At 67.7% G+C, this 21,638-nt stretch carries 22 protein-coding genes and 1 riboswitch; of the genes, 17 read left to right on the top strand and 5 right to left on the bottom strand.

From position 1 onward, the window contains the following. Position 1 precedes the first annotated feature (1 nt). Complete coding sequence (locus DTQ71_RS17450) at positions 2–907, bottom strand: LysR family transcriptional regulator (RefSeq protein ID WP_170125480.1); 906 nt, start codon at positions 905–907, stop codon at positions 2–4. 104 nt (positions 908–1,011) lie between these two features. Here DTQ71_RS17450 and DTQ71_RS17445 point away from each other — a divergent pair, with 104 nt between their 5' ends. From DTQ71_RS17445 to DTQ71_RS17420, 6 genes are read left to right on the top strand one after another with little or no spacing between them, the layout of a single operon-like run. Continuing rightward, positions 1,012–1,902, top strand: a complete 891-nt coding sequence (locus DTQ71_RS17445) for a carbon-nitrogen hydrolase family protein (protein ID WP_109565581.1) — start codon at positions 1,012–1,014, stop codon at positions 1,900–1,902. Next, positions 1,899–3,467, top strand: coding sequence for an ABC transporter substrate-binding protein (locus tag DTQ71_RS17440; protein ID WP_109565580.1), 1,569 nt, complete (start codon positions 1,899–1,901; stop codon positions 3,465–3,467). Before DTQ71_RS17445 ends, DTQ71_RS17440 begins: the two co-directional genes overlap by 4 nt. After that, complete coding sequence (locus DTQ71_RS17435; protein WP_109565598.1) at positions 3,460–5,088, top strand: dipeptide ABC transporter ATP-binding protein; 1,629 nt, start codon at positions 3,460–3,462, stop codon at positions 5,086–5,088. Before DTQ71_RS17440 ends, DTQ71_RS17435 begins: the two co-directional genes overlap by 8 nt. Then, positions 5,085–5,993 carry an ABC transporter permease gene (locus DTQ71_RS17430; RefSeq protein WP_109565579.1) on the top strand — a complete coding sequence of 303 codons (909 nt, stop codon included), beginning with the start codon at positions 5,085–5,087 and terminating at the stop codon, positions 5,991–5,993. Before DTQ71_RS17435 ends, DTQ71_RS17430 begins: the two co-directional genes overlap by 4 nt. Then, the gene (locus DTQ71_RS17425; protein WP_109565578.1) at positions 5,990–6,838 is read left to right on the top strand and encodes an ABC transporter permease; all 849 of its coding nucleotides are present in this window, start codon (positions 5,990–5,992) and stop codon (positions 6,836–6,838) included. The genes DTQ71_RS17430 and DTQ71_RS17425 overlap by 4 nt, the downstream gene beginning before the upstream one ends. Further along, a complete protein-coding gene (locus DTQ71_RS17420) occupies positions 6,835–7,539 on the top strand; it encodes an RraA family protein (RefSeq protein ID WP_109565577.1) in 705 nt (234 codons plus the stop codon). Before DTQ71_RS17425 ends, DTQ71_RS17420 begins: the two co-directional genes overlap by 4 nt. 27 nt (positions 7,540–7,566) lie before the next feature. Here DTQ71_RS17420 and DTQ71_RS24955 read toward each other — a convergent pair whose 3' ends face one another. Beyond that, on the bottom strand, positions 7,567–7,842 hold the full coding sequence (locus DTQ71_RS24955) for a glyoxalase superfamily protein (RefSeq protein ID WP_407066412.1): 276 nt from the start codon (positions 7,840–7,842) through the stop codon (positions 7,567–7,569). Between the two features lie 253 nt (positions 7,843–8,095). Between DTQ71_RS24955 and DTQ71_RS17415 the strand changes: the two genes are divergently transcribed. Then, on the top strand, positions 8,096–8,698 hold the full coding sequence (locus DTQ71_RS17415; RefSeq protein WP_170125479.1) for a class I SAM-dependent methyltransferase: 603 nt from the start codon (positions 8,096–8,098) through the stop codon (positions 8,696–8,698). A 246-nt stretch (positions 8,699–8,944) separates the two neighbouring features. On the opposite strand, the gene DTQ71_RS17410 is transcribed toward DTQ71_RS17415, so the two are convergent. After that, a complete protein-coding gene (locus DTQ71_RS17410; protein WP_109565575.1) occupies positions 8,945–9,541 on the bottom strand; it encodes a glutathione S-transferase family protein in 597 nt (198 codons plus the stop codon). A gap of 66 nt (positions 9,542–9,607) precedes the next feature. Between DTQ71_RS17410 and DTQ71_RS17405 the strand changes: the two genes are divergently transcribed. From DTQ71_RS17405 to DTQ71_RS17380, 6 genes are all read left to right on the top strand, one after another. Next, positions 9,608–10,300: a helix-turn-helix transcriptional regulator gene (locus DTQ71_RS17405; protein ID WP_109565574.1), complete on the top strand. Its 693-nt coding sequence runs from the start codon at positions 9,608–9,610 to the stop codon at positions 10,298–10,300. A gap of 74 nt (positions 10,301–10,374) precedes the next feature. After that, a riboswitch (cobalamin riboswitch) is annotated at positions 10,375–10,591 on the top strand. 99 nt (positions 10,592–10,690) lie between these two features. Further along, the gene (locus DTQ71_RS17400) at positions 10,691–11,086 is read left to right on the top strand and encodes a DUF1636 family protein (RefSeq protein ID WP_109565573.1); all 396 of its coding nucleotides are present in this window, start codon (positions 10,691–10,693) and stop codon (positions 11,084–11,086) included. Then, a complete protein-coding gene (locus tag DTQ71_RS17395; protein ID WP_109565572.1) occupies positions 11,083–11,856 on the top strand; it encodes an ABC transporter ATP-binding protein in 774 nt (257 codons plus the stop codon). Before DTQ71_RS17400 ends, DTQ71_RS17395 begins: the two co-directional genes overlap by 4 nt. An 18-nt stretch (positions 11,857–11,874) precedes the next feature. After that, positions 11,875–12,807, top strand: coding sequence for an ABC transporter substrate-binding protein (locus DTQ71_RS17390; RefSeq protein WP_109565571.1), 933 nt, complete (start codon positions 11,875–11,877; stop codon positions 12,805–12,807). Continuing rightward, the gene (locus DTQ71_RS17385; RefSeq protein ID WP_109565570.1) at positions 12,804–13,844 is read left to right on the top strand and encodes a FecCD family ABC transporter permease; all 1,041 of its coding nucleotides are present in this window, start codon (positions 12,804–12,806) and stop codon (positions 13,842–13,844) included. The genes DTQ71_RS17390 and DTQ71_RS17385 overlap by 4 nt, the downstream gene beginning before the upstream one ends. A gap of 254 nt (positions 13,845–14,098) precedes the next feature. Continuing rightward, complete coding sequence (locus tag DTQ71_RS17380) at positions 14,099–15,109, top strand: extracellular solute-binding protein (RefSeq protein WP_109565569.1); 1,011 nt, start codon at positions 14,099–14,101, stop codon at positions 15,107–15,109. A 149-nt stretch (positions 15,110–15,258) separates the two neighbouring features. On the opposite strand, the gene DTQ71_RS17375 is transcribed toward DTQ71_RS17380, so the two are convergent. Continuing rightward, on the bottom strand, positions 15,259–16,863 hold the full coding sequence (locus DTQ71_RS17375; protein ID WP_109565597.1) for an ABC transporter permease: 1,605 nt from the start codon (positions 16,861–16,863) through the stop codon (positions 15,259–15,261). 231 nt (positions 16,864–17,094) lie between these two features. Between DTQ71_RS17375 and DTQ71_RS17370 the strand changes: the two genes are divergently transcribed. The 4 genes from DTQ71_RS17370 to choV all read left to right on the top strand — a co-directional run bounded on the left by DTQ71_RS17370 (position 17,095) and on the right by choV (position 20,236). Then, positions 17,095–17,286: a hypothetical protein gene (locus DTQ71_RS17370; RefSeq protein ID WP_342768137.1), complete on the top strand. Its 192-nt coding sequence runs from the start codon at positions 17,095–17,097 to the stop codon at positions 17,284–17,286. 114 nt (positions 17,287–17,400) lie between these two features. Continuing rightward, positions 17,401–18,321 (top strand): choline ABC transporter substrate-binding protein, encoded by a 921-nt coding sequence (locus tag DTQ71_RS17365; protein ID WP_109565567.1) that lies wholly within the window; start codon positions 17,401–17,403, stop codon positions 18,319–18,321. Positions 18,322–18,353: 32 nt separating this feature from the next. Beyond that, the gene (gene choW, locus DTQ71_RS17360; protein WP_109565566.1) at positions 18,354–19,193 is read left to right on the top strand and encodes a choline ABC transporter permease subunit; all 840 of its coding nucleotides are present in this window, start codon (positions 18,354–18,356) and stop codon (positions 19,191–19,193) included. Next, positions 19,190–20,236 (top strand): choline ABC transporter ATP-binding protein, encoded by a 1,047-nt coding sequence (gene choV / locus DTQ71_RS17355; protein ID WP_109565565.1) that lies wholly within the window; start codon positions 19,190–19,192, stop codon positions 20,234–20,236. Before choW ends, choV begins: the two co-directional genes overlap by 4 nt. Here choV and ntrX read toward each other — a convergent pair. After that, the gene (gene ntrX / locus DTQ71_RS17350; protein ID WP_109565564.1) at positions 20,233–21,636 is read right to left on the bottom strand and encodes a nitrogen assimilation response regulator NtrX; all 1,404 of its coding nucleotides are present in this window, start codon (positions 21,634–21,636) and stop codon (positions 20,233–20,235) included. The two genes, choV and ntrX, sit on opposite strands and share 4 nt — an antisense overlap. Between the last annotated feature and the right edge of the window lie 2 nt (positions 21,637–21,638).

Raw genomic sequence — 21,638 nt, 5'->3', positions numbered from 1 at the left:
CTCAGCGCGCTTGCCCGGCCTCGGCCTGCGACACGTCGCGGAGCCACTGGGTCACCAGCCTGACCTCCGGCTCGATCTCTCGCGCGGTCGCGACGCGCAGCGTATAGGCCCAATCCGCGTCGATCACGATGTCGGACAGTTCGACGAGACGCCCCTCCCGGACCGCGCGCCGGATCGTCGCGCGGCGGCAGATCGCGATGCCGATTCCCAACTCGGCGGCCTTTTGCAGAAGGAACGAGCCCTCCAGGTAGATCGCCTGCGGGGCCTCGGGCGCCTCCCAATCCGGCCCGGCGCGGGACAGCCATTCCGGCCACATCCGCGAATCCTCGTCGCGGAGCAGCGGGCCGCGCCGCACCGCTTCCCTTGGGTCGCCCCCCGCCGCCGCCAGGAAATGCGGCGCGCAGACCGGCGCGGCGTCGCCGGGCAGGAAGGCCAAGTCGGTCGGCAAGGTTCGGTCGCGCTGCCGGAACACGATCTCGACATCCGGGACGGGCGTCTTCGGGCGGTCGGTTTGTGCCAACGAAATGTGGACGTTGAGCCGCGGATGCGCGGCTTGGAGCGCGGGCAGACGCGGCATCAGGACTTCCTCCGCGATGACCGGCAGCGCCGAAATCGACACCGCGCGCCCGAAGCGCAGCGGAAGCAGGTCGATCTCGTGCCGGATCGCGTCGAAGCTGTCATTGACGACCCGTGCCAGGCTCTCCCCGGCCTCGGTCAGCGCCACCGAGCGCCCGCGCCGGACCGTGATGGGCCGCCCGATCCAGTCTTCCAAGTATTTGATCTGATGGCTGACCGCCGAATGCGAGACGCTCAGCCGCCGCGCCGCGGCGGTCACCGAGCCGGTCTCGCGCACGGCTTCCAAGGCGCGCAAGGCAGTCAGGGAGGGCAAGCGGCGGGGCGATCGCATTCTGAACCTCATGTGAGATGTTCTAACGCATCACAAGGTTTTTGTGCTTTTTCCTGTCCATCTCCACCCCTTATTCATGCCGCAATTGCGAAAGAGGGGATGCCATGACGGACGTGCTCCGGGTGTCGATGGTCCAGACGACCTCGCACAACACTCATGCCGTAAATGTCGATGAACTGCGCGCCGCCGCCGCCTTCGCCGCCGAGGACGGCGCCACGATGCTGGCCATGCCCGAGGCGGCGGGCCTGATGGACCGCAACAAGGACCACGCCCGCGCACAGATCACAACCGAGGATCAGGACCCCTACATCGCCGCTTGCCGTGAGGAAGCCGCCGCGCGCGGCCTTTGGATCCACTCCGGCTCCTGCCCGATCAAATCGCCCGACGGGCGCTATCTGAACCACACCGTGCTGGTCGATCCCTCGGGCGAGATCGTCGCCCGCTACGACAAGATCCACCTCTTCGACGTCTTCTTGGAGGGCCGCCCCGCCACCGGCGAGTCGAGCCGCTATGCGCCGGGCGAGACCGCTGTCCTGGCCGATACGCCCTTCGGTCCGCTGGGGATGACGATCTGCTACGATCTCCGCTTTCCGCATCTCTACCGCGACTACGCCCTGGCCGGGGCGAATGTGCTGTTCGCGCCCTCCGCCTTCACCGTGCCCACAGGCCGCGCCCATTGGGAGGTGCTGCTGCGGGCCCGGGCCATCGAGACGGGCTCTTATGTCGTCGCGGCCGCTCAGGTCGGCAACCATGCCGATGGGCGCGTGACCTGGGGCCACTCGCTGATCGTCTCGCCCTGGGGCGAGGTGATGGCCGATCTCGGCGGCGAGGCGCCCGGACAGATCACGCTGGACCTGCCGCTCAACGCCGTCGAGTCGGCCCGGCGTCAGATCCCCAACCTGAAAAACGCGCGCGACTACGACTTTCTCCGCGTGCCAGAGGGCGCCAACGCCCCGACGACCCAACAGAAAACACCAACGGGAGCCTTCTCATGAGCCTACGTATCCTCACGGCCAGCGCCCTGCTCGCCGGGTCCGTCGCCCTGCCCGCTCTGGCGCAGGACAAGCCGGACCTGGTGATCGCGGTCGACAATCTGTGGCCCACCATGGACCCGGTCATCGGCATCTCGACGACCGGCGCGCGCGTCCATTCCAACATCTTCGACACGCTGGTGCGCCGCAATCGCTGGGAAGACCCCGACGGGACGGAGCTTGTCCCCTGGCTCGCCGAAAGCTGGAAGCAGCTGTCGCCCACCGTCTGGGAGTTCACGTTGCGCGACGGCGTGCCCTTCCATGACGGGCACATCATGGATGCCGAGGACGTGGCCTTCTCGCTCTCGGCCGAGCGCCTCTGGGGCGAAGAGCCGCTGGCGCCGCGCGGCACCCGCTATACCCGTGGCTTCACCCGGGTCGAGGCGACCGGCCCGCTGACCATCGAGGTGGAGACCAGCTTCCCCGACCCGAACCTGCCCTTCCGGATGGTGACGCCGATCGGCTTCGTGCTGCCCAAGCATTATTACGAAGAGGTCGGGACCGAGGCCTTCGGTCAGATGCCCATGGGCACCGGACCGTACCGCATGACCTCCTTCGACCCCTCCGTGGGCGTCGAGGCCGTGGCCTTCGAGGATTACTGGGCCGGTGAGCCGCCCGCCGCCTCGCTCAGCTTCGAGATCGTGCCGGAATTCTCCACCCGCTTCGCCGGGCTCGTCGCCGGGGAATACGACGTCGTCGTCTCCGTTCCCGCCGACCAGGTCGATGCGCTGGACGGCACGCCCGGCGTCACCGTCATGGAGAAGGGCATCGAGAACTATCCGATGTTCGCCTTCAACATGCTGGAAACCGAGGCGCTGCCCGACAATCCGCTGACCGACGTCAACCTGCGCAAGGCCATGGTCGCGGGCGTCGACCGCGAGGCGATCACGGCGGCGATCTGGGGCGACGCGACCTTCGTGCCGACACCGTTCAACTTCCCGGAATATGGCCCCTATTACGACGCCGACCGGGAGCGGGCCGTGCCCTACGACCCCGAGGCCGCCGCCGCTTATCTGGAGGCCAGCGACTACGCGGGCGAGGAGCTGATCTGGCACATCACGCGCGGCTTCTATCCGAATTACGAGATCGCCGCCGAGTTCATGGTCGAGCAATGGGCCGATCTGGGCATCAACGTGAAGATCGAGCTGAAGGACAACTTCTCGCTGGCCTATCAGCGGCCGTTCCACCTGCTCAACATGTCGATGTCGAGCGAGTTCTCCGGCGATCCCTACCGTCCGCTCTGGATGGATTGGGGCCCGCAATCCAGCCGCTTCCGCGCCGCGCACAAGACCTGGGACATGACCGAGGATTTCGTCGCCCTGGGCGAGAAATTCGAGCAGACGCTGGAATTCGAGGCCCGCAAGCAGGCCTATCTCGACCTCGTGGCCGAGTGGGAGGACGTGACGCCCGGCATGTATATGTGGCGCAATGTCGTCAGCTACGCGATCAGCGATGATCTCGACTGGGATCCGGGCAACTCCGCCGTGACGATCTTCGACCACCTCTATGTCGGCGGCGGCGATGGCTGAGAACCTGAGCGGCGCTCCGGCGCCGCTCCTTTCCATCCGTGGGCTGACGGTGGGTCTGCCGGCCGATGGCGACCGGCCCGAAGCGGTGTCGGAGGTCTCCTTCGACATCGCCCCGGGCGAAACCGTCTGCCTCGTGGGCGAGAGCGGCTCCGGCAAATCGGTGATCGGGCAGGCGATCCTTGGGATGCTGCCCCATGCCCTGCCGGTGCTGTCCGGCGAGGTCCATCTGGACGACGCCCCCCTGCCCCCGCAGCGCGACCCGGCCTATGGCGCGATCCGCTCCGCGCAGGTGGCGATGATCTTTCAGGACGCGGCGGCCAGCCTGAACCCCGTCCGCACCATCGGCGCGCAATTGGCCGAGGTGCTGGAGGTCCATGGCGTGCCCAAGCGCGACCGCAAGGCGCGCGTGCTGGACGTGCTGCGCGCCGTCGCCCTGCCCGAGCCGGAGCGCATCGCCAAATCCTACCCGCACCAGCTATCGGGCGGCCAGGCGCAGCGCGCCGTCATCGCGGGGGCCCTGCTGCTGGAACCCAAGCTGCTGATCGCGGACGAGCCGACCACCGCGCTCGACGTGACCACCCAGGCCGAGATCCTGGCCTTGATTGCCCGGCTTAAGGCCGAGCATGGGCTCTCCGTTCTGTTCGTGACCCATGATTTCGGGGTCGTGGCCGAAATCGCCGACCGGGTCGTCGTCATGGAGAAAGGCGTGCAGGTCGAGACCGGCCGCGCCGCCGCCGTGCTCCACGCGCCCCAGCATCCTTACACCAAGAAGCTGATCGCCGCCGTCACCCCCGCCCCGCGCGAACGCGAGACGGGCGGCACCGACACGATCCTGGAGGCAACCGATATCGACCTGACCTATCGCGGCGGCCTTTTCGGCGGACGCAAAGCGCTCCACGCCGTCAAGGGCGCGTCGCTCCGGATCGAGGCCGGACGCACCGTCGCCGTTGTGGGCGAAAGCGGCTCGGGCAAGAGCTCCCTCGCGCGCTGCCTGCTGCGGCTGGAGGAGATCGACAGCGGCTCGATCCGGTTCAAGGGCGAAGAGATCAGCAAATTGACCGGCAAGCCCCTGCAACACCTGCGCAAATCGCTCCAGGTCGTGTTGCAGGATCCGTATTCGGCGCTTGACCCGCGCCAGACGATCCGCGCGGCCATCGCCGAAGGCCCGATCATCCACGGCACCCCCAAAGTCGAGGCCCATGCCCAGGCCGCCGAACTTCTGGAACTGGTCGGCCTGCCCGCCCAAGCGGGCGGACGCTACCCGCAGGAATTCTCGGGCGGGCAGCGCCAACGCATCTGCATCGCCCGGGCTCTGGCGCTGAAACCCGACCTGCTGATCGCGGACGAGGCCGTTTCGGCCCTCGACGTCTCGATCCAGGCGCAGATCCTGGACCTGTTCGCGGATATGCAAAAGCGCTTCGGCTTCGCGATCCTGTTCATCACCCATGACCTCGCCGTGGCTCGCGCCATCGCCGACGACATCCTGGTTATGCGCCGGGGCGAGATCGTGGAGCGCGGCCCTGCCGCTCAGGTCTTCGCCAGCCCGGCCCATCCCTATACCGCGGATCTGCTCGCCGCCGCGCCAGGGCTCGACATGTTCGCGAAAGGAGACGCCGCATGATCGGCTATATCCTCTCCCGCCTGATCCGCGCCGTGGCCACGCTGCTCATCACGGTGACGCTGGTCTTCCTGTTCATCCGCTTCTCCGGCGACCCGGCGGCGGCCCTCGTGCCGCCCGACGCGCCGCAGGAGGTCATCGACCAATATGCCCGCGCCATGGGCCTCGATCAGCCGATCTGGGTGCAATACACGGGCTATGTCGGCGGTCTGTTGCAGGGCGATTTCGGCTTTTCGATCCATACGGGACTGGCCGTCGAGGAGGTCTTCCTCGCCCGCCTGCCCCACACGCTGGAACTGGGCCTGACCGCGCTCGCCATGGCGATCGCCATCGGCATTCCCGTGGGCGCCATCGCCGCCATCCGGCGGGGCAGCGCGCTGGATCGCTTCGTCATGGCCTTCTCGGTCTTCGCATTCGCCATGCCGAACTTTCTGTTCGGCCTCCTGATGATCCTGATCGCCGCCCTCGTCTTCGGCACCTTCCTCGGCGGCGACAGCGCCAGTGTCCTCTGGCCCGCGCTGACACTGGGCCTGGCCGCCATGGGCAGCTTCGCGCGCTTCACCCGGTCCTCGGTACTGGAGACGATCAACGCGCCTTACATGCGCGCCGCCGAAGCCCGGGGCGTGCCCTTCCGCCTACGCCTGATCCGCCATGCGGCACCCAACGCGGCGATCCCGCTGGTCACGCTGATCGGGCTGTCGCTGGGCGCGCTGGTAGCCGGCTCGGTCGTGACCGAGCAGGTCTTCGCCTGGCCCGGCGTGGGTCAGTTGCTGGTCCGCTCGGTCGCGACACGCGATCTTGCGCAGGTGCAGTTCCTGGTGCTGGTCGTTGCCTTCACCATGGTTCTGGCGAACCTGCTGGTTGACTTCCTCTACCTTCTCATCGACCCGAGGATCCGCGCGTCATGACCGATGTGACCGCCGCCCGCGCCCGCCCTGCGATCCCGCTCAGCGTCAAGCTCGCGATGGGGTTCGTCGCGCTCTTCGTGCTCTTCGCGCTGTTCGGCCACGCGCTGACACCGCATGGCTTCCGCGACACGTCGCTCTTCGACCGGCTCAAGCCGCCGGGGACCGAGGGCTATCCGCTGGGCACCGACGCCCGGGGCCGCGACCTGCTGGCGCGGCTGGTGACCGGCGCGCAGATCACCCTGGTCGTCGCCATTGTCGGCACGCTGATCGGCGCGATCCTGGGCTCGCTCCTTGGCATCCTGGCCGCCGCGCGTCGTGGCAAGACCGAGGCCGTCATCGTCGCGGCCATCGACGTGCAGGCCTCGCTGCCGATCATCATCGTGGCGCTCTTCATGCTGGCGATGTTCGACAATTCCTTCACCCTGTTCCTGCTGCTCGTCGGCCTGAACGGGTGGGAGGTCTATGCCCGCCTGATGCGCGGCGCGACGCTTCAGGCCAAAGAGAGCGGCTATGTCACCGCGATCCGCGCTCTGGGCGCCTCGCCCGCGCGCATCTACCTGCGCCACGTCCTGCCCAATATCCTCAACATCGCGCTGGTGCAGTTCACCGTGAACCTGCCGCTGACGATCCTTCTGGAGACCGCGCTGTCCTTCCTGGGCCTCGGCGTGCAGCCGCCGCTGACGAGCCTGGGCCAGATCATGTCCGAAGGCCGCGACCGGCTCATGACTGCCTGGTGGCTGACGCTCTTGCCCGGCGCGATCATCTTCTGCCTCGCGCTGTCGGTCTCGATGATTGGCGACTGGCTGCGCGACCGGCTCGACCCCACCCTTCGGAGCGAGAGATGACCAAGCCCCTGCCCGCCCCCAAGAAATACGTCATCGGCGACGCCCCGCCGCCGCTGGACCCCGCGCTGATCGAGACGCTCAAGCAATGCGAAACGACGATGCTGGGCCACATCCTCTATTGGGGGGCGATGGATACGGGCATCCGCGTGAACAAGGGCTTCGGGCCGCGCATCGCGGGCCGGGCGCTGACGGTGCAGATCCCGGGACCGTGCTCGGTGATGCTGCATTACGCGGTGGGTCTGGCCCAGCCCGGCGACATCCTGGTCATCGACCGGCTGGGCGACACGCGCCATGCCTGCCTGGGCGACGGAGTCGCGGCGGCGGCCATGCGCCAGGGGATCATCGGCGCGATCATCGACGGGCCTTGCACCGATGGCGAAGAACTGGCGGAGCTGGGCTTCCCGGTCTGGTGCCGGGGCGTCTCGCCGATGACGACGCGGATGGCCGATCTGGGCGGGCGCGCGCAGGTGCCCGTTTCGGTCGGCGGCGTCCCGGTGCTGCCGGGCGACGCGATCCTGGCGGATGCGGACGGAGTCTATGCGATGCAGGCCGACGAGGCGGCCCGCGTCGCCGATATCGCGCTGACCCGGGGCCGTATGGTGGCCGCCCGCCGCGCCGCGCGGGGCGACGCACCTATCGCCCTGGCCGACGCGTCCGGCGCGGGCCGCCTCGTCTCGGCGGTGATCGGCGAGGACGCCTGAGCCGCGCGGACCGCCCGGCGCGGCGCCTCACTCACGGCGCCGCGCTGAGGTCCAGTCCTGCGAGAAACCGTCTGCCCGGACCACGCCGGTCATTTGCTTCCGAAAGTTGCTGAGGCCCTCGAACCGAACCACGTCCACTGCCGCGTCGAGCCGGATCACCCGCCGCCCCCATCCCGGCGCCACGGTCTCGGCCGAGCGGAGCGTGGCGGTTAAGCGCTGCGACAGACAGTACCCGGCAACGCGCCTGCCGGGGCGGTCCAGTTGCCGGACGGGGCGAGGCGCAGCCCACGCGCCTGCCGTCACCTTGGATCGCGCAGGACTTCCTGCTCTGTTGTCCTTGACCAGGAAATCAAGCGCGAAGCCCCCAGTCCATGCACGGATGCATAGCTGCTCGACACGGCTGTTGAATTTCGGCGACGCACCAGGCGCGATATGACGGTATCCATCGACAGCGCACGACCCAAGGAGCCCTCGGATGCCCGCCGCCTTCCCCTCCCGCCCCCCATCGGACGCCTCTCGGGCAAGCGCCCATCCAGCCGCCGGGTTTTGGGATCGGATGGCGGCGCGCTACGCGGCCAGGCCGGTCGAGGATCCCGCCGCCTATGCGATGAAGCTCGACATGATGTCCGACTTGCTGCGCGACAGACCCGGCTCGCAAGTGGTCGAGATCGGCTGCGGGACGGGCTCGACCGCGCTGACGCTCGCGCCCCATGCGGACCGCATCCGCGCCGCCGATGTCTCCGCCGCGATGATCGAGATCGCCCGGGACAAGGCCCGGGATATCGACCCCGAGAAGCTGAGCTTCGAGGTCGCCGCCTTCGAGGATCTGGCTGTCGCGGAGGGAAGTCAGGACATGGTGATGGCGCATTCGCTGCTGCATCTGCTGGAGCGGCGGGACGCGGCGATCGCGGCGGCCCATCGCTGGCTGCGGCCGGGGGGCGTTTTCGTCTCGTCCACGCCCTGTCTGTCCGAGGTCGCGCCCTGGCTTCGGCTCGTCGCGCCTCTGGCACGGGCTGCTGGGCTCTTCCCGCCGGCGCTGGGGTTCTTCACCGAGGCCGAATTGGTCGGCGCGCTCAAGGCGCATGGCTTCGAAATCGAGCGCCGCTTCCGCCCAGACACGCGCGCCGCAACCTTCCTGGTTGCCCGCAAGCCGGCCTGACCGGGCCACGCCCGCCCAATCTGACCGGAACCCGCCGCCCCCTTCCACGACCGGAGCCGCCGGTTCGAGGCCTAGCGGCTTATCGTCGAACACGTGCCGCTGACCCGCCGGGGATGGTCCGCATGCCCTTACCTGGAGACCACGGGGCGATCCGCGCGCCCCGGAGCGCGGCGCGCGGGACCGTGCCCCAGCTCAGGGGGCGAACCCGGCGGATCGCGCCCGAGACCCCTGCCGCCCCCCGGCGCTTCAGGCCTGCTCGCGCGCCAGGACCGCCCGCATCGCCGGGCGATCGGCGCAGCGCGCGATCCAGTCACGTAGACGCGGGCTGTCTGACAGGGCGTCCGGGATCCATTGAAACGGGCTCGACAAAAGCAGGTCAGCGGCGGAATAGGCATCGCCCAGCAAGAAGGCCCCCTGCTCCAACGCGGTCTCCAGGGTGGCGATCACCGCTTGCAGATCCCGGAAAGTCGCCTCCAGCAGCGGGTGCCGCAGGCCGGCGCCCTCAAGCACCAGAACCGGCTCCATCACGCCCTGGTAGTAGAACAGCCAGCTCAGGAACGCGCCGCGCTGGGGATGCCCGACCGGGCGGCCCAGTCCCGCTTCGGGGAACAGATCCGTGAGATAGACGACGATCGCGCCCCGCTCCCGCAGATGATCGGCGCCATCGGTCAGATAGGGCACCTTGCCTTCGGGATGCGGGTTGCGGGGATCCGGGCCGCCGGAGCCGTCGGCCCGCCGGACCAAGACCTCGACCAATTCGATGCGGTCGCCGATCCCCATCTCCTCGATCAGCACGAGAATGGTGGTCGCGCGGGAGCGCGGGGCGTGGAACAGGGTCAGCATGCCAAGATCCTTTCGGTGCGTGTGATGCCTCGTCTTACCCGCGCCCTACTGCCATATTCCGTCAGCATGGCCCGCGCCGACCGACTCCTGCGTCTTATGGATGCGCTCCGCCGCCTGCCCGCGCCGGTCACGGCCGCGCGGCTTGCGGCCGAAACCGATGTGTCGAAGCGCCAGCTTTACCGCGACATCGCCACCTTGCGGGCTGGCGGTGCGCTGATCGATGGGGAGGCGGGGGTCGGCTATCGCCTGATCGAAGACCCCGCCTTGCCCCCGCAGAGCTTTTCGCGGCTTGAAATCGAAGCCCTTGTGCTTGCCGTGGGCGAATTGAGCCAGACCGGGGACGACGCACTGGAGCAGGCGGGCCAGACCGCCCTTGCGCGGATCATCGCGACCCTGCCCGACCGGCAATCGCGCCAAGCCCTGCACACCGTCCTGCGCAGCTTCCGCCCGCCGCGCGACCCGCTTGCAATCGCCGTCGATATGTCTCTCCTGCGCCGCGCCTGCTGGGAGGAACTTGTCCTCGACCTCAGCTATCGGGACTTGGCCGAGCGGCGAACCCGCCGGGAGGTCTGGCCCCTGGGCCTCAGCTACTCGGACCGGACGCTGATGCTTCTGGCGTGGTGCACCCTGCGGCAGGACTGGCGGCGCTTCCACGTCCCACGGATCGAGCGCGCGGAGGCGACGGGCGCCAGTTTCAGACCGCAGCGCGTGCCCTTGCTGCGGGCGTTTGCGGCGCGCCAGGCCGCCGGGGACGCGTAAGCGCCCCAGGGAGCCATCCCCTCGGTGCGCCGGACGCCGTCCGACTTCGCCTTGACCGCCCCGGCAGACTGGGCGAAGGTTTTCTCTAAGATGGTTTCTGAGGCTCACCACGGCCAAGGGATGAAAAGGGAACACGGTGCGGTGTAGCCATCAGGCGCCAAATCCGTGACTGCCCCCGCAACTGTGAGCGGAGAGCGACCCCGTCTGTGCCACTGGACCCAAGCGGTGCGGGAAGGCGCGGGGAAGCGGAGACCCGCAAGTCAGGAGACCTGCCATCGTGACTTGAACCAGACCGGGCGGGGTTGTCCGGGAAGGAGGCCACGATGACCGATATGGGCCAATGCCCCGCCGCATCGCCTTTGACCGCCCCCGCACATCGCGGAGGGCGACATGAACCGGACACGCCATCGAATTAGCGTCTGCACCTCGTGCCGGCACAAGGGAACCGAGTGCCGACCCGGCCTCGAACTGATCGCCCGTCTGCGCGCGGCGCTCGACGCTGCTGGGGCCGTCGCGGAGGAATTCGAGATCTCCGGCGTGGCCTGCATGGCGGGCTGCGACCGGCCTTGCACTATCGCTTACCACGCCGATGCGAAGGCGACTTATCTCTTCGGAGACATCGCCCCGGAGGAGGATATCTGCGATCTCGTCGCCTTTGCGCAGCAATATCGTGGGCTGGAGGACGGCTGGTGCGCGGCCACGGTCCGGCCCGGCAAGCTGCGGACCGGCACGCTGGCCCGGATTCCGGCGATGGTGCTGGCGACTGAAGCGCGGGCCGTGCAGTGACGCCGGCCGCGCTCCGCGCCGAGGGGCTAACCTGGGCCCCGCGCCGCGGCCATCCCGTTCTGGAGGATGTGTCGCTGGACGTGACGCCCGGTCAGGTGCTTGGCATCGTGGGGCCGAACGGCGCGGGGAAATCGACGCTTCTGCGGCTCCTTTACCGCTACCTGCGGCCCGCTTCGGGGCGCGTGTTGGTCGATGGTCAGGACATTTGGGAGATGGAAGCGCGGGAGGTCGCGCGCAGCGTCGCCGTCGTCCTGCAGGAGCAGCCGAGCGACTTCGCGCTCACCGTGCGCGAGATCGTGACCCTTGGCCGTGCGCCGCACCGGTCCGGCCTCGCCCGTCCTGGGCTTCGGGACGAACGCATCGTCGCCACCGCTCTCGCACGGCTGGATCTGAGTCGGCTGGCCGACCGGCGCATCGGCACCCTGTCCGGCGGGGAACGGCAACGGGTCATGGTGGCCCGCGCCCTGGCGCAGGAGCCGCGATTGCTGATCCTCGACGAGCCGACCAATCATCTGGACATCCGTCATCAGCTGGAGGTGCTGGCCCTGGTCCGCACACTCGGCCTGACCGTCGTCACCAGCCTGCACGACATCAACCTCGCCGCCGATCTGGCCGACCGAGTGCTGGTGCTGGCACGGGGCCGGTGCCTCGCGCAGGGCGTTCCGGCGGAGGTGCTGACCGAAGACCTGATCGCCCGCGCCTTCCATGTGCGCGTGCAACGCCAGACGCTGACGCCCTCGGGCGCGGCGCATCTGACCTTTCATCTCTAGACACGGCCAAGGACGACCATGCGCCTGATCTTCCCCCTTCTTCTGACCCTGGGCCCCCCTGCCCTAGCCTATCCTGTGACCGTTCAGTCATGTGACCGCGAGGTCACCTTTGGCGCCGCACCCCAGGCCGCCGTTTCCAACGACATCAACCTGACGGAAATGATGCTGGTCCTGGGCCTGACCGACCACATGGTCGGCTACACGGGCATTTCAGGCTGGAACAAGCTCGACACCGAGATGCGCGCGGGCGTCGCCCAGCTTCCCGAGCTCTCCGCGAAATACCCCTCGAAAGAGGTGCTCTTGGGCGCGGGCACGGATTTCTTCTTCGCGGGCTGGAACTACGGCATGAAGGTCGGCGGCGAGGTCACGCCCGAGACGCTCGCCGCCTTCGACATCCCGGTCTATGAGCTGACTGAGAGCTGCGCGCATATCATGGAGACGGGCAAGGCCAGCATGGAGGACATGTATGCCGACCTGTTGGCCCTCGGCACCATCTTCGGCGTCTCCGAACGGGCGGAAGAACTCGTCGCAGGCTACCGCGCCACGCTGGAGGCGATGCGCGCCGAGCTGCCGCCGCTCGACCGGGCGCCTCGCGTCTTCGTCTACGATTCCGGAGAGGACACGCCCTTCACGGCCGGCCGCTACGCCATGCCCACCGCGCTGATCGAAGCCGCGGGCGGCAAGAACGTGATGGACGGGTTCGAGAAATCCTGGGCCACGGTCGGCTGGGAGGCCGTGATCGAGGCAGACCCCGAAATCGTCCTCATCGTTAATTACGGCGACGTCACCGCCGAGCAGAAGCGCGCCTTCCTGATGGAGAACCCCGCCTTCGCCGACATCTCGGCCGTCCGGAACGCCCGCTTCGTGACGCTGGACTATGTCGAGGCGACGCCGGGCCCGCGCAATATCGGCGCCGTGAAGACGCTGGCCGAGGCGTTCCGCGCCGAATGACCGACGCCGCCGCTCCCGCCCGCGTCCGGACGCGCATCGCCCTTCCGCTCTTTGGGGCGGGTCTGGTGGCGCTGGTGCTGTCGCTCTCCGTGGCCGTCAGCGTGGGGGCGGTCACGGTGCCGCTGGCGACCGTCTGGGGCGTGATCGCGGAGCGGACGCTCCCCGGTCTGCACCTTGCCGATTGGCCGCGCGGCCATGCCGCCATCGTCTGGGAGGTCCGCCTGCCCCGCGCCCTGCTGGCCGCGATGGTGGGTGCCGGGCTGGCCCTGGTGGGCGCGTCGCTGCAATCGGTCACACGCAACCCTCTGGCGGACCCGCACCTTCTAGGGATCTCGGCGGGCGGCGCCTTCGGAGCGATCCTGGCGTTGCTCCATACCGGGCTCTTCCTGGGCCTGATGACGGTGCCGTTGATGGCCTTCGCGGGGGCGCTGGGGGCGACGCTCCTGGTGCTTGCGGTGACATCCTTCGCGCGCGCGACCTCGGCCGACCGGCTGGTGCTGGCGGGGGTGGCCGTCAGCTTCGTCGTCATGTCCTGCGCCAACGTGCTGATCTTCCTGGGTGATCCCCGGGCGACCCACACGGTGGTGTTCTGGATGCTGGGCGGGCTGGGCCTCGCGCAATGGGACCAGCTGCTCTATCCTGCCGCACTGCTCGCCGCCTGCGGAGCCTGGCTGATGGCCCATGCCGGGCGGCTGAACGCGATGACCGTGGGCGACGAGATGGCGTCCACCCTGGGCATCCCGGTCGCCCGATTCCGCCTTTCGGTCTTTGTCGTGGGCGCGGCGCTGACCGGCTGCATGGTCGCATTCTCCGGTATCATCGGCTTCGTCGGCCTGATGGTGCCGCATATCGTCCGGCTGGTTCTGGGCGGAGACTACGCGCGTGTCCTGCCAGGCGCAGCCCTGGTCGGCGCGATCTTCCTGGTCTGGGCCGACATCCTCGCCCGCACGGCCATGGCGCCCGAGGACATCCCGATCGGCATCGTCACCGGCCTGATCGGCGGCGCGTTCTTCGTCTGGCTGCTGCGGCGTCGGTGAAGCCCGGAGGGGCGGCCGGCGCGGCGCCTCCTCGACCAGATCGACAAGGATTGGCCGCGCATTGGCGCGGACCCGCCTTCTCTCGCGCGTGACCGGGCCCCCCATAGACCACCCGACGGCGGGATTTCCACGTCGAAACGGACTGTTAGCCTCTCGTGAAAAAATCCGACAATTTTGGTTGCCTTTTCGAGCCGTGACGGTATTTCAGCCATGACTGACAAGAACAGTCGGATATTCATCAGGGAGACACTGCTATGACCCGATCCCTTCTCGCCGCCCTCGCCGCGACCGTCGCGTTGCCCGCTTTTGCCAATGGCGAGCTCAACCTCTATTCGTCGCGCCACTACGACACCGATGAGCGGCTCTACTCCGATTTCGAGGAGATGACCGGCATCAAGATCAACCGGATCGAGGGCAATGCCGATGAGCTGATCGCGCGGATGGAGGCCGAGGGCGCGAACTCCCCGGCGGATGTCTTCCTGACCGTCGACACCGTGCGCCTGACCCGCGCTAAGGATCTGGGCCTGCTCCAGCCCGTCGAGTCCGAGGTTCTGGAGGCCGCCATCCCCGCCTATCTCCAGGACGATGACAACCAGTGGTTCGGCTTCTCCCAGCGGGCGCGCATCCTCTTCTACGACAAGGAGGACGTCGCCAACCCGCCGGCCACCTACCAGGATCTCGCCGACCCCGCCTATGAGGGCATGATCTGCATCCGCTCCGCGACCAACGTCTATACGCAGAACATCGTCGCCGCCCTGATCGCGCATCTCGGCGAAGAGGCGATCCAGGATTGGGCCACCGCCGTGGTCGGCAATTTCGCCCGCGACCCGCAGGGCGGCGATACCGATCAGCTGCGCGGCCTCGCCTCGGGCGAGTGCGACATCGCGATGTCGAACACCTATTATTTCGCCCGCGCGCTGCGGCGCGATGTGGACGGGCTGGGCGCAGAAGAGCTGGAGGGCATCGGCTGGGTCTTCCCCAACCAGAACGATATCGGCGCGCATATGAACATCTCGGGCGGCGGCGTCGCGACCCATGCGCCGAACCGCGACAACGCGGTGGCCTTCCTGGAATACCTCGCCTCGGAGCAGGCGCAGGAGTATTTCTCGGCCGGCAATGACGAGTATCCTGCCGTTCCGGGCGTGGCGCTGTCGGATTCGGTCGCGCAACTGGGCATCTTCCGCCCCGATGTGATCGACCTGTCGACCATCGCCGAAAACATCCAGGCGGCGAACCGCGTGCTGACAAATGCCGGTTGGGAATAATCGCGCGATCTGATCGCGGATTTCGAAGGGCGTCGCGCTGCGGCGCCCTTTTTCGTTTGGATTGAGGCGAGAGAGCGATCCGCGGCAAGGCCCAGCCCGTCACCGCCAGTTGGGCGAGTTCGAGGGCGGCCGTGGTGATGCCGCCCAGGCTACAGCCCGCCGCCCCCTCCCACACCGCTCCGGCGCATTCGTCGCATCAGCAAGATCACTGGGATCAACCCCAGGGCGGCGAGCATCAGCGACGGCACCGCCGCGCCCGACAGCCGCTCGTCCGAGGCGAGGCGATGGGCCTGCACCGCCAGCGTATCGAAATTGAAGGGCCGCAGGATCAGCGTCGCGGGCAGTTCCTTGGACACGTCCACGAAGACGATCAGCGCTGCCGTCCCCACCGCCGGGCGCAGCACGGGCAGATGGACCCGCGCCACCGTGCCCCAAAGCCCCGCCCCGAGAACCCGAGCGGCCGCGTCGACATTATGCGTGACGGTGGACAACCCGCTCTCATAGGCGCCGATGGCCGCTGCTAGAAAACGGACCATGTACGCGCCGACGAGTAGCCAGATCGACCCGGTGATCAGAAGGCCTGTATCGATCCCGAAATTCGCCTCCATGAAAGCGTCGACCGCGTTGTCAAACGCGCCGAACGGCACCAGCAGCCCGACCGCGATCACGCCCCCCGGCACGGCATAGCCCAACCGGCCGAGGGCGAGGGCGCCCTCGGAGCGCCGGCTGGGACTCATCCGCGCATAGGTGCCCAGCACGACCGCCGCCAAGACGGTGACGACCGCCGCGATCCCGGCCAGCGTCACCGTGTTCGTCAGAAATCCCAGATAGCGCCCGCTCAGGACGGACTGTTCGGACCCGGTCGCCATCACCGCGAGCGCCAGGGCCGGGAGCGCCGCGCCGAACAGCACCGGCAGCGCGCAGGCTAGGCTCGCGGCGGCCGCGCTCCAGCCGCTCAGCCCCGCGCGCCCGCTCTCGAACCGTGTCCGCGGCGCATAGCGCGCGCCCGCCCGGGTCCAGCGGTCCAGCAGCGCCAGAAACAGCGCGAAGGCCAAAAGCCCCAACGCCAATTGCGCCGCCGCCGCCCGGTCGGCCAGCACGAACCAGGAGGTATAGATCCCGGTCGCGAAAGTCTGAACGCCGAAGAAGGCCACCGTCCCGTAATCGGCGATCACCTCCATCGCCACCAGCAGCGTGCCGGCAAAGATCGCGGGCCGCGCCATCGGGGCCGAGACCCGGACAAAGGCCGCCCAGGGTCCCGAGCCGAGGCTCCGCGCCACCTCGAACGGCCCCCGCCCGGTCAGCTGAAACGCAGCCCGCGCCAAGAGATAGACATAGGGATAGAGCGCCAGCGTCATCACGAAGGCCGCGCCGCCCAAGGACCGGATCTCAGGGAACCAGTAGTCGCGCGGGCCCCAGCCGGTCAGGTCGCGCAGCAACGTCTGCACCGGCCCCGGAAAGTCCAGCACATGGGTGTAGGCGTAGGCCAGCACATAGGCCGGGAAGGCCAGCGGGATCACCAGCGCCACCTCCAGCCAGCGGCGCCCCGGGAAGTCGCAGGCCACGACGAGCCACGCCGCTCCCGTCCCGATCATCGCCGCGCCCAGCCCGACCAGCGCGACGAGGGCGAGCGTGGCCCCGACATAGCGCGGCAGCACCGTCCGCGCGAGCTGCGCCACGGTTTCGAGATCGCCGAGAAAGGCCGCGATCACCACGGCGACCATCGGCAAGAGGCAGGCCCCTGCCACGATCATCGCCGGAATGGCCAGCCTGCGCGGCGTGCGGTCTATGTGGCGGGCGGACGCGAAATCGGTCACGCGGCGGGCTCCTTGCAGGCGGTAGGGACGCGGCGACCGTCGGTCGCGCTTCCCTTCAACTACCTGAGCGTTTAACTCAGGATCATGACGAAGACACCCTCCCCCTGCATCGGTGTGTGCAAATTCAAGCGGACCGGGCCGGCGGGCACCCATTGCATCGGGTGTTCGATGACCAAGGTCCAGAAGAAGATGGCGAAGAAGGCCGTCAAGGCGGGACCGAAGGAAGGGGCCGCGTTCGTCGCTCTCGTCTTTGCGCAACAGGCGCTGATGGGCCGCTACCGGCACTGGCGCGCGGCCTATCTGAAGCGGTGCCTCAAGAAGGGCGTGCCGGCGCCGAAGCCCGTGCGCGATGCCTCGTAGGGCGGGGTTCGCCCCCGCACCCGGCCCGCGATACGGCGGCCCGGCTGCCTTGTTGCTTGCGCCCCTCCGGCGCATGCGGTCTAAAAAACGTCAAGACCGCACGGAGAGCATCGAATGACCAAGCTGACCCTTACCGCCTCGATCCTCGCGATCACCACCGGCGCCGCCCAGGCCGCGTGCGAGACCGTGACCTTCGCCGATGTCGGCTGGACGGATATCACCGCGACCACCGCCACGGCCTCGGTCGTACTGGACGCGCTGGGCTATGAGACGGATGTGAAGGTGCTCTCGGTGCCCGTGACCTACACGTCGATGGCCAATGGGGATATCGACGTCTTCCTCGGCAACTGGATGCCCACGATGGAAGGCGACATCGCCCCCTACCGGGAGGCCGGGACCGTCGACACCGTGGTCGCGAACCTGGAAGGTGCGAAATACACGCTCGCCGTGAACGAAGCCGCCAATGCCCTCGGGATCGCCTCCTTCGCCGATATCGAGGCGCATGTCGACGCGCTCGATGGCAAGATCTACGGCATCGAGCCGGGCAATGACGGCAACCGGCTGATCCAGTCGATGATCGACCAGAACGCCTTCGGTCTTTCGGATTTCGAAGTCGTCGAGAGTTCCGAGCAAGGGATGCTGGCCCAGGTCGAACGGCTGACCCGCCGGGACCAGCCCATCGTCTTCCTCGGCTGGGAGCCGCATCCGATGAACGCCAATTTCGACCTCACCTATCTGGAGGGCGGCGACGATTTCTTCGGGCCCAACCTGGGCGGGGCGACGGTGTTCACCAACACCCGCGCGGGCTATGTCGAGGAATGCCCGAATGTCGGCCAACTGCTTCAAAACATGGTCTTCTCTCTCTCGATGGAGAACCAGATCATGGGCGCGATCCTCAATGACGGCGCCGACCCGGAGGAGGCCGCCAAAGCCTGGCTTCAGGGCAATATGTCGGCGCTCGACAACTGGCTGGAGGGGGTGACGACCCTCGATGGGGGCGACGCGATGGAGGCCGTCTCCGCCGCGCTCCAGTAAGTTGAGGAGGGGGCGCTCGCGCCCCCGCCCCCATGCTCGAGTGGCTCACGGATCATAAGCTGCCGGTCGGCCGTCTCGCCGCCGACGTCTTCGACTGGCTCCAGGACAATTTCTACTGGGCCTTCGATGCGCTCTCGGTGGGCATGGAGGCGATGATCGACGCGATCCTTTGGGTGCTGCAAACGCCGCATCCGCTGATCGTCGTCGCCGCTTTCGTCGCGCTGACCTGGGTGCTGCGGCGGAACTGGAAGACCTGCCTGCTGATCGCACTTGGCTTCCTGTTCATTCTCAACCAGGGCTACTGGGAGGAGACGACCGAGAGCCTCACCCTGGTACTGTCGGCTTGTCTCGTATGTATGGCGGTCGGCGTGCCGATCGGGATCGCGGCGGCGCATCGGCCCCGGCTCTACGCGGCGATGCGGCCGGTGCTCGACCTGATGCAGACGCTGCCGACTTTCGTCTATCTCATCCCGGCCATCGTGTTTTTCGGCATCGGCATGGTGCCGGGCCTGATCGCGACGGTGATCTTCGTGCTGCCCGCGCCGATTCGCCTGACCTATCTGGGCGTCTCATCTACCCCGACACCGCTGCTGGAAGCCGCGCGCGCTTTCGGTGCGCGGCCGAACCAAGTGCTCTGGAAGGTCGAACTGCCCTATGCGTTGCCGCAGATCATGGTCGGGCTGACGCAAACGATCATGCTGTCGCTCTCGATGGTGGTCATCGCCGCGCTGGTCGGCGCGGATGGGCTGGGCGTGCCGGTCGTGCGGGCGCTCAATCAGGTCAACACGGCGCTGGGCTTCGAAAGCGGCTTCGTCATCGTCGTGGTCGCGATCATGCTGGACCGGATGCTCGGCCGGGGGAGTGACAAATGACAGCCGTTCGGTTCGACGCGGTCTCCATCGTTTTCGGCGACCATCCCGAGCGGGCCTTGCCGCTCATGGATGAGGGCCGGGAACGGGCGGAGATCAATGCCGCGACCGGTCAAGTGCTCGGCGTCCACGATTGCACGCTGGAGGTTGAAGAAGGCGAGATCCTCGTGCTGATGGGGCTTTCGGGCTCCGGCAAGTCGACGCTCTTGCGTGCGGTCAACGGACTGAACCCGGTGGTGCGGGGCGAAGTGCTGGTGAACGATGGCAGCGGGATGGTGTCCGTGACCCATGCCGATGCCAAGACGTTGCGATCCCTGCGACAAAGCCGGATCGCGATGGTGTTCCAACAGTTCGGCTTGCTGCCCTGGCGCAGCGTCCGCGACAATGTCGTCCTGCCGCTGGAATTGGCGGGAATGAAGGCCAGCGAAGCCCGCGCCCAGGTCGACGAGCAGCTGGAGCTGGTCGGTCTCAGCGATCGGGCCGACGCGCTTGTGGGCGAGCTGTCCGGCGGGATGCAGCAACGCGTGGGCCTCGCGCGGGCCTTCGTCACCCAGGCGCCGATCCTTCTGATGGACGAACCTTTCAGCGCGCTCGACCCGCTGATTCGCAGCCGGCTTCAGGATGAGTTGCTGGAGCTTCAGGCCAAGCTCAAACGCACGATCATCTTCGTCAGCCACGACCTGGACGAAGCGTTCAAGATCGGCAACCGCATCGCCATCATGGAGGGTGGCCGGATCGTCCAATGCGGCACCCCGCAGGACATCATCGCCGCGCCGGCCAATGCCTATGTGGCCGATTTCGTCTCGAACATGAACCCGCTGGGCGTGTTGCGGGCCGAGGATGTGATGGGCGCGCCGATCGAGGCGGTCGCCACCCTGCCCCACGACGCGCCGCTCGAAGAGGTCATGCGCCAGCTGATCCAGGCGCCCGGCCCCGTGGCCGTCACCCGCGACGGCGCGCCCGTGGGCGCAATCCGCCGCGACGACGTGCTGCGCGGCCTTTTGGAGCCGCGCGGCACGGATCAATCCTCGTCCGAAGTGAGCTAAGCGGCGTTCTCGTCCACCCGCGCGATCCGAGAGCCGCCGCGCGCCGAGGTCACCACGCCGAGCGACTTCAGCTTGCGATGCAGGGCCGATCGCTCCATCCCGACGAAGGACGCCGTGCGGGAGATGTTGCCGCCGAACCGGTTGATCTGCGTCATCAGATATTGCCGCTCGAACAGCTCCCGCGCCTCGCGCAGCGGCAGCGAGGCGAGGCTGCCGCTGAGCGTCATCTCGTTGCCGTCGCCATTGCTGTCGCTGGGGTTGGGCAACTCGGAAGGCTCGATCGGGCCGGTCCCGTCGCCCAGGATCAGCACGCGCTCGATGACGTTCCGCAATTGTCTGACATTCCCGGGCCAGCGCATCGTCTGAAGCAAAGCGCTCGTTTCGTCGGACAATTCGCGCAGAGGCAGACCTTGGGTCTTGTTGAGCACCTGGATGAAGTGGTCGGCCAGGACCGGAATGTCGTCGCGCCGGTCCTCCAGCGAGGGCACGGCGATCGGAACGACGTTGAGCCGGTGGAACAGCTCTTCGCGGAAGCGGCCGGCCCGGATCTCGGCCTGGAGGTCGCGATTGGTCGAAGAGATCACCCGCAAATCCACCTTGACCTTTTCACTGCCGCCGACGCGCTGGAAGGCCTGTTCGACCAGCACGCGAAGGATCTTGGACTGGGTGCCGAGCGGCATGTCCGCGACCTCGTCGAAATAGATCACCCCTTCATGCGCCTGCTCCAACAAGCCGGGCTCGATACCCTTCTCGGCACTCTCGCTGCCAAAGAGGACGGCCTCCATCCGCTCGGGTTCGATGCTGGCCGAGGAGACGGTGACGAAGGGGCCGTTTGCGCGGTTTGAATGGGCGTGTACGTAGCGCGCCGCGACCTCCTTGCCAGAGCCGGCAGGCCCGGTCAGCATCACGCGGCCATTGGAGTTCATCACCTTCTTCAACTGCGATGTCAGGGTCTTATAGGCCGCGGATTGACCGATCATCTCGGCCGCCACGGCGTCCTTGCGGCGCAGCTGGCTGTTCTCGTGCCGAAGGCGCGAGGTCTCCATCGCACGGCTGACAACGACCATGAGCTGGTCGATGTTGAAGGGCTTTTCGATATAGTCGTAGGCCCCCTGTTTGATCGCGGCGACTGCGATTTCGATGTTGCCGTGGCCCGAGATGATGATGATCGGCACATCCGGGTGGGAGCGGCGGACGGATTTCAGAATGTCGATCCCGTCCATGTCGCTGTCCTTGAGCCAGATATCGAGGATCATCAGCCCGGGGGCCTCGTCCTCGATGGCCTGCATGCATTCCTCGGACGTGCCAGCGGTCCGGCAGCTATAGCCCTCGTCCTCAAGGATGTCCGAGATCAGGCTCCGGATGTCGGACTCGTCGTCCGTGATCAGAATGTCGCTCATTA

Origin of the sequence: Jannaschia seohaensis, from assembly GCF_900116765.1 — a bacterium.
GTDB classification, from domain to species: Bacteria; Pseudomonadota; Alphaproteobacteria; order Rhodobacterales; family Rhodobacteraceae; genus Jannaschia; species Jannaschia seohaensis.
Note: the sequence above shows the minus strand (reverse complement) of the source record. Positions and strands in the feature narration are given on the sequence as shown.